Origin of the sequence: Streptomyces huiliensis, from assembly GCF_020037025.1 — a bacterium.
GTDB lineage: Bacteria > Actinomycetota > Actinomycetes > Streptomycetales > Streptomycetaceae > Streptomyces > Streptomyces huiliensis.
In genome coordinates, this window is record NZ_JAIQLH010000258.1 from 1 (window position 1) to 10195 (window position 10195).

Consider the following 10195-nt stretch of genomic DNA (forward strand, 5'->3'; position numbering starts at 1 on the left):
CCGGCCGCGCCTCGCGCGCTCCGGATCACGCCGACGCCCGGGCGCCCGCCGCTTCCGCCGCACGCCCCGCGCGAGCGGCGGGGCACCACCCCCCGGGCACGCGCCCCCCTCCGGCCGCGCGCCCCAGCCACGCTCCCCACCCCGCCGCGCCACCTCACACCCCGCCGCCTCACTCCTCGATGGCCCCGCCCACCGTCCGCAGGTGCTCGCGGAACGTCAGCCCGGGGTTGTCCCGGCGGCGGGCGAGGTACGCGTCGAAGTGGACCTGTTCCCGCAGGGAGACGCCGGAGCGCATCCGTTCGGCCTGGTCGCGTTCGGTGTCGCGGATCGTCGCGGCGAGGGTGAGGAGTGCGTCGGCGCGGGCGGCGGGAACGAAGAGGACGCCGTCGTCGTCGCCGAGGACGAGGTCGGTCCGGTCCACCGTCCACTCCCCCACCACGGCGGAGCGCAGCGCCTCCGGGGGCCGGGGGTCGAGGCGGCGGGGGCCCGGCGGGGTCGCGCCGAGGCTGAACACGGGCAGGCCGATGGCCCGCAGGTCCGCCGTGTCGCGGTGCAGGCCCCAGACCACCACGCCGCTCAGCCCCGCCTCCCGCGCCTCCAGGACGGCCAGGTCGCCGACGCACGCCTCGTCGAGCCGTCCGTCGTTGTCGACGACGAGCACGTCGCCGGGGGCCGCCGTGGCGTACGCCTCCAGGAAGACGTCCACGCTGCCGACGTGGCGCGCCGGACACGCCCGGCCGGCCACGCGGCTCCCGGGCGCGAGGGGGCGGACGTCCGGCGGCGCGGTGCGCACCGGGAGCCCGGCGCGGACGCAGGCGTCGGCCACGTGGGCGGTGGTCAGCGCGGAGAAGCGCCGGGCGAGTTCTTCGTGGTTCATAGGGTTCATGGGGTTCAAGGGGTCCATGGGTGATCCTCCCGTGCCAAGGGGCCCACGCTGCCACGTCCGTCCGCCTCCCCGGGAGGTGTCTCCCGGTACTGGGATAGCGTCCCGAAGGTGGGAGACGACGACCAGGAGGCGCGGCTGCGGCTGGCGCACCGGCTGGCGGGGCTGCGGGCGGAGCGCGGCTGGCCGCTGGACGAACTCGCGCGCCGGACGGGCGTCAGCCGTTCGACGCTGTCCCGGCTGGAGCGGGCCGAGATCAGCCCGACGGCCGTCCAACTGACGCGTGTCTGCGCGGCGTTCGGGCGGACGGCGGCCCGGCTGCTCGCCGAGGTGGAGGGCGAGCCGCCGCGGCCGGTGCGGGCCGGGCGGCAGACGGTGCGGCGCGACGACGAGGCGGGTGCCGTACGGCGGTCGGTCTCGCCGCCGGGTCCGGGGTTGCGCGGCGAGATCGCCGAGTACGTCCTGCGACCGGGGGTGGAGGTGGACCGCGACGTGCCGCCGGCGCCCGGGGCGGAGCGGCATGTCTGGGTCCTGGAAGGGGTGGTGGAGGTGACGGCGGCCGGTGCCGCGCACGTCCTGCGGGCCGGCGACTGCCTGCGCTTCCGGCTGTGGGGCCGGTCCCGCTTCCGCTGCCCGGGCCCGGATCCGGCGCGCTACGCGGTGTTCACCGTGCTGCCGTGAGGGCCCGTCCGGCCGGCGGACCCGCGAACACGACGTCCGATCCCCGCCGGACGGCGCCGCCCGCCCGGGCCAGGCTTGCGTCCGTGACCACGATCAACCCCACGCACACGCGCATCGAACCGAACATCCTGTACTTCGGCACCCCGGTGGTGCTGCTCTCCACCGAGAACGAGGACGGCACACCCAACCTCGCCCCCATGTCGTCGGTGTTCTGGCTCGGCTGGCGGGCCGTCCTCGGGCTCTCCGCCCGTGCGCAGACCAGCCGGAACCTGACGCGGACCCGGGAGTGCGTGCTCAACCTGCCGTCCGACGCCTTGGCCCCGCACGTCGACCGGCTCGCGCTCACCACCGGCCGGAATCCGGTGCCGCCGCGCAAGGCGGAGCGCGGTTACCGGTACGAGCCGGACAAGTTCGGCCGGGCGGGGCTCACCCCGGCACCGTCCGAGACCGTGGCCCCGCCGCGGGTGGCCGAGTGCCCGGTGGCCATGGAGGCGGTCCTGGAGGCGGTGCACCCGATCGGCGAGGACGACGAGCGGCAGCGCGGCTCGATCGTGGCCTTCGAGGTGCGGGTGCGGCGGGTGTTCGTCCACGACGGCATCCGACTGCCGGGGACGGACGACCACGTGGACCCCGACGCGTGGCGGCCCCTGGTCATGAGCTTCCAGCAGTTCTACGGGCTCGGGCCGCGGGTCCACGGGTCGCGGCTGGCGACCATCCCGGAGCGGTGGTACCGGAGCCCGGACGTCGACCGGGCGCGGGAGGCGCCGGCCGGCTGACGCCGGACGTCGGTCCGTCTCCGGCCGGGCGTCAGTCCGCCTCCGGCCAGTCCCAGCCGAGCTGGAGGAACATGCCCAGCCGGTCGCTGACGGCGCGGATCTCGGTGATCCGCCCGTCCGCCACGGTGAACACCCAGATCTGCTCCACCTCGAAGGCCCGCCCGGTCGGGCGGGGCATACGGGGGTGCTCGCCGGTGTGCCGGCCGCTGACGGTGAGCCGGGCCACGACCGTGCCGCCCTCCGCGATCAGCCCGTCCGTCCGGACGGCGAACTCGCCGAACGCGGCGAGCTGCCGGCGGATCCCCTCGAAGGCCGCGCCCGGCTCGTCCGGCTCCCCGAAGATGATCTTGTTGTGGTCGACGACGTCGTGGGCCAGGTACCGGGGCAGGGCGTCGAGCCGGCGCTCGCCGACCGCCCGGAGGAAGTCCGCGACGAGCCGCTTGCCGGGGTGCTCGGCCGTGTTCATGTCCATCCCGCTTTCCTTCACTTCTTACAACGTAAGTTTCGCGCTGCCATCAGAGTGGACTTACGATGTAAGAAAGTCAAGGGAGTGCGGGAGGACGCATGCCGGCCGAGGCGAGGAGAGCGCGCGGGGAACGGGCGGGGCTGACCAGGGAACGGATCCTGGACGCCGCGGTGGACCTCGTGGACCGGGAGGGGCTCAAGGCCCTGACGATGCGCCGGCTGGGCGCGGCGCTCGGCGTGGAGGCCATGACGCTCTACCACCACGTCCCCAACAAGGACGCGCTGCTGGACGGCCTGGTGGAGCGCGTCTTCGCCGGCGCCGCCCCCGTCGAGGACGCGACCGCCGGCTGGCGGCCCTGGCTGCGGGCGTACGCCGGCGCGCTGCGGACGACGCTCCTGGGACACCCGGGCGTGCTGCCGCTCGCCGCGGCGCGGCCCGCCGTGACCCCGGCGGCCCTGGACGCCGTCGAGCGCGGCCTCCGCGTCCTCACCGCCGCCGGCTTCCCCCTGGGCCGCGCCCTCCACGCGCTCAACTCGCTGACCCTGCTGGTCGTCAGCCACGCCACCGCCGAGTGCGCCCTCGCCACCCCCGACACCCCCGGCTCGGCCGGAGAGCTCGCCGCGCTCGACCCCGACCGCTACCCCCTGACCGCCGAGGCGGCCCGGACGGGCGCGGGCACGGACGACGCCGAGCGGTTCGCCTTCGCCGTGGAGGCCCTGATCACGGGGTTCGGGGCGGAAGCCGGGGTGTGAGCCCGGCGGACCTACGGAGGGCCCGGCGCATCCGGAATCACCGCCTCAGCGACCGCCGAGGCTGCTCCCGCCGTCGACGTCGAGGACGTGGCCGGTGATGAACCCCGCCTCGTCGGACAGCAGGAACACCACCGCCGCGGCGACGTCGTCGGGGGTGCCCAGGCGCCCCACCGGGATCGACTCGATCGCCTTGCGCTCGCCCTCACTGCCGGCCGGCCGCGCGCGGCGGAACAGTTCCGTCGCCGTCGGGCCGGGTGACACGGCGTTGGAGGTGATGCCGTCCGGGGCCAGTTCCAGGGCCCAGGACCGGGTGCACCCCACCAGCGCGCTCTTGGCGGCCGCGTAGGAGGTACGGTCCCTGGCCCCGTACGTCGCCCGCGAGGTGATGTTCACGATCCGGCCGAACCGCTCGGCGCGCATGCCGGGCACCAGGGCCTGGACGATCTGGACCGAGGCCCGCAGGTTCAGGTCCAGCACCTGGTGCATGACCGCCAGGTCCAGGTCCTCGATGGGCTGCGGCCGCGCGATCCCCGCGTTGTTGACGACCCGGCACACCGTGCGCTCCCGGGTCACCTCCGCGAGCATGCGCGCGGTGTCGTCGGCGTCGGAGAGGTCACAGCGCAGGAACGTGCCGGGGAACTCCTCCTCGGGGGCGCTGCGGGCCACACCGATGACCCCGTACCCCTGCTCCGCCAGCCGCCGGGAGACCGCCCATCCGATGCCCTTGCTCGCGCCGGTGACCAGTACGTCTTTCATGTCGCTCCTCGAAATTCCGCCTCGAGATTCCTGGTGGTTCACTGCCCGCCGAGGCGCTCGGCCGTGTATGGACTGTGCATCGTGAGGAACCGGATCTCCAGGTCGGACTCCAGGTAGTCCATGCGCCGCTCCCAGAAGTCGCGCATGCGGGGCAGGGCCAGGTGGGCGTCGAGGTCGGCCTGCGAGCGCCACGCCTCGTAGAAGACGAAGACGCCGGGCTCGTCCCGGTCCTCGTGGAAGTGGTACTCCAGGCACCCCGGCTCCTGCCGGGTGGGTTCGACGAAGGACAGCAGCAACTCCTTCAGCTCGTCGGCCCGTTCGGGCTTGGGACGCGCGATGCCGACGAGTGTGAACGGCTGGGGCATGGACTTCTCTCCTCGGGGGACACGACACAGCAGGTACGACGGATCTCGTACCTGCGGCACGCTAGCCAATCCCTTAGGTACGATGCAAGCCATACCTATAGCCCTACAGGCCCTGACGAGGGGGAGACGCACCGTGCCCGACGACGAGGGCCATCCGGCCGTCGAGGAGATCGAACTCGGCGCGGTGCTCGCCGCGCTGGCCGACCCGCTGCGCCGCCGGGTGGTGCGCGAACTGGCGCGCGCCCCCGAGGGGACGGCGCGGACGTGCAGTTCGTTCGCGCTGCCGGTGTCCAAGGCGACCGTCACCCACCACTTCCGCGCCCTGCGCGAGGCCGGCCTGATCCGGCAGGTGGACCGGGGCAACAGCAGAATGGCCCGGCTGCGCCGGGCCGACATCGAACGGCGGTTCCCCGGGCTGCTGGCCATCGTGGCGGCCGAGGACGCGGACTGACGCGACGGGGGGGGTGCGGGGGGGGAGCGTCCGCTGGGCCCTGTCCGGGCGATCGAGTTCGCAGCAGTCCGTCACTGACGCGGGATGTCAATGCCCGCCGCGCGCAGGTGCCCCTCGACCAGCCCGTTCAGCCGGGCGATGGACGGTGCCTCGTCCTCCCGATGGTGGTTGACCACGCCGTACCGGGATGCCGCGTCGGGACCGTGCGGTCGCTTGGCCGGCAGCGTCAGCAGCGCGCGGACGCCCAGCAGGTTGGCGGCCACCGCTGAGGCCAGCTCCTCGATCCGCGGGTCGTCGGGATCCCAGGACCTCGCCTCCCAGCCGCGCTTGGTCAACTCGACAAACTCGGGGTCGTCGAGCCGGTGTTCGAGGTTGGCCAGGAAGAGGTCGAAGACCTCGGGAGTCAGCGCCCGCGACAGCACCAAGGCCTCCCGCTGGGTGGTGACGTAGTCGGGGCTGAAGTCGAGCTCGGCGAGTCGCTCCAGGACCGCGCAGGCCCGGTCGGGCAGCAGGGCGCGGTCACCGTGGGCGAGCCGGTGCAGGGTGTCACGGCGGCCCATCAGCTCCTCGATCTGTTCGGTGAGCCGGCGGCGGACGTCGTCCAGGGCGGTGGCGAACCGCTCGGGCTCGGCGTCGAGCAGCTCGCCGATCTCGGCCAGCGGCACGCCCGCCCCGGCCAGGGCCCGGACCTGGACAAGGCGCAGCAGGTCGGCCGAACCGTAGCGCCGGTAGCCGGAATGGTCCCGTTCCGGTTCGGCGACCAGGCCGAGCCGGTGGTAGTGCCGCACCGTCTTGACGGTGATGTCGACGAAAGCCGCCGCCTGACCGATCGTGAGCCCCTCTGCCATGGGGTGAGAGTAACGCTCCTCCTCCACCTTGACCTTGACCTTGGGTCAGGGTTCACGCTCATCTCACACCCGCTGACGCGAGATGAGGAATCACCATGAGTGAGCAGAACACCGCCGCCGCGCAGGACCGCCCCGAGCTGCGGAAGGCCATGCGGGAGATCGTCGACGCCGGTTTCGCCGGCGTGCAGCTGCGCGTGAACGACGAGCTCGGCGAGTGGGTCGGCAGCGCCGGGGTGAGCGAGCTGGGCCGGACCGCGAAGCCGCCGACCGACGGGCACTTCCGGGTCGGCAGTGTCACCAAGACCTTCGTCGCGACCGTCGTCCTGCAGCTGGTGGCCGAGGGCCGGCTCGGCCTCGAGGACCTGGTGGCCGACCACTTGCCCGAGTTCCGGCTCGACCGGCGGATCACGGTACGGATGCTCCTGCGGCACACCAGCGGGCTGTTCAACTTCACCGGCGAGTTCTCCGAGGACGGGTCGGCCGAACCCGGTGTGGTCGCCGGATGGGGCAAGGAGTGGGTGGACCTGCAGCACGCGACCTACCGGCCGGAGGAGCTGGTGCGGGGGGCGTTGGCGAAGCCGGCGCGGTTCGAGCCGGGGACGGCCTGGAGCTACTCCAACACCAACTATGTCCTGGCCAGGCTGCTGATCGAGCAGGTCACCGGCCGCTCGCTGCCCGAGGAGACGCACCGGCTGATCCTGGGCCCGCTCGGGCTGACGGGCACCCTGCTGCCGGAGACCCGGGAGGACATCCCCGAGCCGCACGCCCACGGCTACTTCGGCTACGACGACGCCGGACAGTGGAAGGTGGTCGACACCACCCGCTTCAACCCCTCCTGGGTATCCGCCGCCGGCGACATGATCTCGACCAGCCGGGACCTCCACACGTTCTTCTCCGCGCTGAACAGCGGCAAGCTCGTCTCGACCGAGCTTCTGGCCGAGATGCGCGTCGCGGACCCCACGATGGGTTACGGCCTGGGGGTGTTCGTGGAGGAGCTGGACGGCGGCGGCACCGTCCTCCACCACAACGGAGGGTTCTGGGGCTGGGGCGCACTGATGTACAGCACGCCCGACGGCACCAAGACCCTGACCGGCTCGCTGACCTCCGGGGACGTCGAAATGGACCTGCCCACCATGGCCGGGACGTTCGAGAAGGTGAAGCAGACACTGGTCAAGACGGTGTTCGCCTAGGACTTGTCCGGCCGTCATGTGCGGAGCCGGATGGCGAGGGTTGCGGCGCCCGGCCGGACGGGTCCTGGTCGCCCGCGGCCCCGGAGCCCCTCGCCTCGCGGATCACGTCGTCGAGGACACCGCGCGAGCGCCGCAGCTCATCGATCGCGCGGTCCAGCCGGTCGCGTTCGCCCACCAGGCCCGCGATCAGCTCCTCCGACGCCCGCTCCCGGCCGCCCTGCCCGGGCAGGCACTGGAGCACCCGGGCGATCCTGCCGCTGCACAGGCCCGCCGCGAACAACTCCCGGACGCACGCCACGCGGCCGACGGCGGACTCGTCGAACTCGCGGTGCCCGCCGGCCGCACGTTCCGCGGTCAGGAGCCCCTGCTGCTCGTAGTAGCGCAGCGCCCGCTCGCTGACACCGGTCCTGCGGGACAGCTCCCCGATCCGCACGCCTTCCCCCCGGGGGTCGCAGCTCGTCGTGGCGCCGCGGACTCGGATCCGGCGCCGGTGTCCGATCCTACGGTTCCCGCGCGGCGCCCAGAACGGCTCCCCGTGGTCCCGCGCCCTCCGGAAGGGCTCAGCCGGCGGGTTCCAGCCGCCACCACTGGGCCGGGCTGTCGCGGTCCTCCCACTGCCGGACCCGCGCCCCCTCGTCGGTGGCCGCGTCGGCGACCTCCAGGAGGTGGCCGCTGATGTGGGCGACGAGGATGACGGTGCCCGGGTCCTCGACCAGGCGCTCGATCAGCCACTCCTGGGCGCCGTAGCCGTTGGCCTTCCACTGCTGCACGTAGGCGCCGTTCTCGACCGACGCGTTTGCCACGTCGAGCCGTTTGCCGCTGCCCGCGTTCACAACGTGGTGCAGGCCGCTGCCCTCGTGCACCGGCGACACGCGCCAGAGCTCGGCGGGCGTGCCGTCGTCCGCACCCTGCACCACGGGGGCTCCGCCGCCCGCCCTCCCGCCGGCGACGCGCAGCAGCAGGCCGCTGTGGACGTTGCGGATGCGGTAGGTGCCTTCCATGCCTGTCCCCCTGAGTGCGCCGACGGCCGTGCCGGTGAAGACCATGATCGTAACGGGTGGCGCGGCGCCCGAAATAGGGGATGATCAGGGTATGTCTGTTTCTCTTGAGGTTTGTCGCGAGCGTACCGAGACCGCCGACGCCGCCGGCCACTGGGACGACGACCGCACCACCGCGGTGGTCCTGGCGCGCGAGGACGACGCGGTCGTCGGGTCGGTCGTCGTCCTCGATCTGGGGGCCGACGACCCGGCCCTCCGCTTCACCGCCGTTCCCGAAGGGGCCTTCGAAGCGCTCGTCCCCATGCTGCGCGAGGCGGCGGAGCTGACCCGCGCGGCGGGGGGTACGGCGTTGCGGTGGGTCGCCGAGTCCGACGAGATGCCGCCGTCCGTCCCGGCGGAGCTCGGCGCCACCGAGGGCGGCGACGTCTACCGCTGGTGGCACCTGGAGCTGTCCGCCGCCCGTACGGAGGACGGCGGAGCCGGTCCGGTGGAGGAGCGGCCGGCGGGCGAGGACGCGGTCTTCCGGCTCGGCCTGGAGGACGCGGTGTTCGACGTGGAGATCGAGGACGGCACGGCCGTCCTGGTGCACGACCGCGAGGAGGAGCACACCGCCGGCGAGCTGACGGCCCTCGTCGCCGCGGTGGTGCGGCGGGTGCGCGAGGAGCACCCGTCCGCGGGCGCGGCCGAGGCGTACGCGGCGCCCGACGACGACGTGCTCGGGGCGGCGCTGACCGCCGTGGGGTTCGCGCCTACGGACCGGCGGGCCGTCGAGTACCTGCTGCCGCTGGGCTGACGCTTCCTCGGCTTCGCCGGTGGGCTGCCCCGGTCCCTCCCCCAGAGGGGGCACCCCCACCGGGCTGAATGGCCCGCCCTGGGGGTGCGGGGGCGCAGCCCCCGCAAGAAACGGAGAAAGGGCGGGACAGGGGCAAACTCCCCACTTCACCCTGATATGGTGAAAGCTGTCTGGTGTACGTCGCGTCAATCCATTCTTGGATCAAGGCAGTTCACCACACGCGACGCCGAGGGTCACGGGGGCGGTCTTGGCGATGCACGACGGAAGCTCGATCATCATCGTCCCGCCCGGCGGCGACCCCACCCTGCGGCTCGCCGTCGTCCCCGACGGCGTCACCGTCGTCGACGTCGGACACCGCTTCGTCGCGGAGCTGATCCGGCAGGCCGCGCGCGGCGCGCTGCGCACCCGGTCGCGGGCGCCCGGGGACCGGCTCATGGCGACGGCCGGGACCCGCGCGCTGGGCGACGCCTCCCGGCCGCGGCTGCACCGGCTGCGCGGGCTCGGCGCCGTGCTGGGGGCGCTGCACGAGCCGGGGCACGGCGTGCGGCTGCGCCTCGACGACCTCGAACCGGCCGACGGAAGTCTGGAGTCCGCCGCCGACGTCCTGCGCGCCGCGGCGGCCCCCGCGCCGTACGACGGAGCCCTGGCGGGGGCCTGCGCGGACGTGCCGCGGGGAGCGGCGGTACGGCTGGTGGTCGAGCGGGAGCAGCAGGTGCCGGCGGCGGTGGCCCTCGCCCGGGCCCTGCGCCCCCGCGTGCGGCGCCTGGAGCTCACGGGCCGCTGGGCGACCGTCCACGCTCCGGCGCTCCGTCACCTGCCGCCGCTCGCCGGCCTCCGTCTGGTGCCGGCGCCCCGGGGCCTGGCCTGGGAGCTCGCGGACCCGTTCGGTCCGGCCCCGGACGACGGCCTGCGCTGGCGCGAACGCGCGGCCGACCCGGTGCCGGCCGGCCCCTGGGCGGGCCGGGTGGGGCTGCGGGAGCTGGTGGGCGGGGTGGTACCGGCGTACGGCGGGGAGCGGGCCGTTCCCGGCACCGCCGGCGCCGGCCCCCCGGCAGCCGACGGCCACCCCCGCCTCGCCGTCATCGGCGTCTGCGCCGCCGCCGACCGGGCCATAGGCCGCGGCGGCACCCAGCTCTCCTGGGACCGGCTCGCCTCCGCCGCCGGCGCCGCCCGCGACCGCGGCACGACCGTCGTCGCCGAACTGTGGCTGGGCGCCCCCGGATTCCCGCCCGAGGC

The 10195-nt window shown here is 74.2% G+C and carries 13 protein-coding genes and 1 pseudogene; 7 read left to right on the plus strand and 7 right to left on the minus strand.

Going from position 1 to position 10195, the window contains the following annotated elements:
* Nucleotides 1–169 precede the first annotated feature (169 nt).
* On the minus strand, nt 170–877 hold the full coding sequence (locus tag JNW98_RS30245; RefSeq protein ID WP_223771487.1) for an RraA family protein: 708 nt from the start codon (nt 875–877) through the stop codon (nt 170–172).
* Nucleotides 878–994: 117 nt separating this feature from the next.
* Between JNW98_RS30245 and JNW98_RS30250 the strand changes: the two genes are divergently transcribed.
* Nucleotides 995–1564 (plus strand): helix-turn-helix domain-containing protein, encoded by a 570-nt coding sequence (locus tag JNW98_RS30250; protein WP_223771488.1) that lies wholly within the window; start codon nt 995–997, stop codon nt 1562–1564.
* 83 nt (nt 1565–1647) lie between these two features.
* Nucleotides 1648–2340 carry a flavin reductase family protein gene (locus JNW98_RS30255; RefSeq protein WP_223771489.1) on the plus strand — a complete coding sequence of 231 codons (693 nt, stop codon included), beginning with the start codon at nt 1648–1650 and terminating at the stop codon, nt 2338–2340.
* A 31-nt stretch (nt 2341–2371) separates the two neighbouring features.
* Here JNW98_RS30255 and JNW98_RS30260 read toward each other — a convergent pair whose 3' ends face one another.
* Nucleotides 2372–2812, minus strand: a complete 441-nt coding sequence (locus JNW98_RS30260) for an ester cyclase (protein WP_223771490.1) — start codon at nt 2810–2812, stop codon at nt 2372–2374.
* Nucleotides 2813–2904: 92 nt separating this feature from the next.
* Between JNW98_RS30260 and JNW98_RS30265 the strand changes: the two genes are divergently transcribed.
* Nucleotides 2905–3558, plus strand: coding sequence for a TetR/AcrR family transcriptional regulator C-terminal domain-containing protein (locus tag JNW98_RS30265; protein WP_223771491.1), 654 nt, complete (start codon nt 2905–2907; stop codon nt 3556–3558).
* A gap of 45 nt (nt 3559–3603) precedes the next feature.
* Here JNW98_RS30265 and JNW98_RS30270 read toward each other — a convergent pair whose 3' ends face one another.
* Nucleotides 3604–4314 carry an SDR family oxidoreductase gene (locus JNW98_RS30270; RefSeq protein WP_223771492.1) on the minus strand — a complete coding sequence of 237 codons (711 nt, stop codon included), beginning with the start codon at nt 4312–4314 and terminating at the stop codon, nt 3604–3606.
* 38 nt (nt 4315–4352) lie between these two features.
* Nucleotides 4353–4679, minus strand: a complete 327-nt coding sequence (locus tag JNW98_RS30275; RefSeq protein ID WP_223771493.1) for a putative quinol monooxygenase — start codon at nt 4677–4679, stop codon at nt 4353–4355.
* Nucleotides 4680–4812: 133 nt separating this feature from the next.
* Between JNW98_RS30275 and JNW98_RS30280 the strand changes: the two genes are divergently transcribed.
* Nucleotides 4813–5130: an ArsR/SmtB family transcription factor gene (locus JNW98_RS30280; protein ID WP_223771494.1), complete on the plus strand. Its 318-nt coding sequence runs from the start codon at nt 4813–4815 to the stop codon at nt 5128–5130.
* Between the two features lie 71 nt (nt 5131–5201).
* Here the strand turns inward: JNW98_RS30280 and JNW98_RS30285 are convergent, their stop codons facing one another.
* Complete coding sequence (locus tag JNW98_RS30285; RefSeq protein ID WP_223771495.1) at nt 5202–5978, minus strand: MerR family transcriptional regulator; 777 nt, start codon at nt 5976–5978, stop codon at nt 5202–5204.
* Between the two features lie 95 nt (nt 5979–6073).
* Between JNW98_RS30285 and JNW98_RS30290 the strand changes: the two genes are divergently transcribed.
* A complete protein-coding gene (locus JNW98_RS30290) occupies nt 6074–7168 on the plus strand; it encodes a serine hydrolase domain-containing protein (RefSeq protein ID WP_223771496.1) in 1095 nt (364 codons plus the stop codon).
* Here JNW98_RS30290 and JNW98_RS30295 read toward each other — a convergent pair.
* The gene (locus JNW98_RS30295) at nt 7149–7601 is read right to left on the minus strand and encodes a MerR family transcriptional regulator (RefSeq protein ID WP_223771497.1); all 453 of its coding nucleotides are present in this window, start codon (nt 7599–7601) and stop codon (nt 7149–7151) included. The genes JNW98_RS30290 and JNW98_RS30295 overlap by 20 nt on opposite strands.
* Nucleotides 7602–7728: 127 nt before the next feature.
* Nucleotides 7729–8169 (minus strand): RICIN domain-containing protein, encoded by a 441-nt coding sequence (locus JNW98_RS30300; RefSeq protein WP_223771498.1) that lies wholly within the window; start codon nt 8167–8169, stop codon nt 7729–7731.
* Between the two features lie 91 nt (nt 8170–8260).
* Between JNW98_RS30300 and JNW98_RS30305 the strand changes: the two genes are divergently transcribed.
* Both JNW98_RS30305 and JNW98_RS30310 read left to right on the plus strand, forming a co-directional pair.
* Nucleotides 8261–8959: a hypothetical protein gene (locus tag JNW98_RS30305; RefSeq protein WP_223771499.1), complete on the plus strand. Its 699-nt coding sequence runs from the start codon at nt 8261–8263 to the stop codon at nt 8957–8959.
* Nucleotides 8960–9212: 253 nt separating this feature from the next.
* Nucleotides 9213–10195: pseudogene (locus tag JNW98_RS30310) on the plus strand (hypothetical protein); the annotation flags it as partial.

Excerpts from the sequence above, each read along its gene's own strand:
- JNW98_RS30260 (WP_223771490.1), bottom strand. The coding sequence starts at position 2,812 with ATGGACATGAACACGGCCGAGCACCCCGGCAAGCGGCTCGTCGCGGAC.
- JNW98_RS30300 (WP_223771498.1), bottom strand. The coding sequence starts at position 8,169 with ATGGAAGGCACCTACCGCATCCGCAACGTCCACAGCGGCCTGCTGCTG.
- JNW98_RS30245 (WP_223771487.1), bottom strand. The coding sequence starts at position 877 with ATGAACCACGAAGAACTCGCCCGGCGCTTCTCCGCGCTGACCACCGCC.
- JNW98_RS30265 (WP_223771491.1), top strand. The coding sequence starts at position 2,905 with ATGCCGGCCGAGGCGAGGAGAGCGCGCGGGGAACGGGCGGGGCTGACC.
- JNW98_RS30285 (WP_223771495.1), bottom strand. The coding sequence starts at position 5,978 with ATGGCAGAGGGGCTCACGATCGGTCAGGCGGCGGCTTTCGTCGACATC.
- JNW98_RS30290 (WP_223771496.1), top strand. The coding sequence starts at position 6,074 with ATGAGTGAGCAGAACACCGCCGCCGCGCAGGACCGCCCCGAGCTGCGG.
- JNW98_RS30275 (WP_223771493.1), bottom strand. The coding sequence starts at position 4,679 with ATGCCCCAGCCGTTCACACTCGTCGGCATCGCGCGTCCCAAGCCCGAA.
- JNW98_RS30305 (WP_223771499.1), top strand. The coding sequence starts at position 8,261 with ATGTCTGTTTCTCTTGAGGTTTGTCGCGAGCGTACCGAGACCGCCGAC.
- JNW98_RS30270 (WP_223771492.1), bottom strand. The coding sequence starts at position 4,314 with ATGAAAGACGTACTGGTCACCGGCGCGAGCAAGGGCATCGGATGGGCG.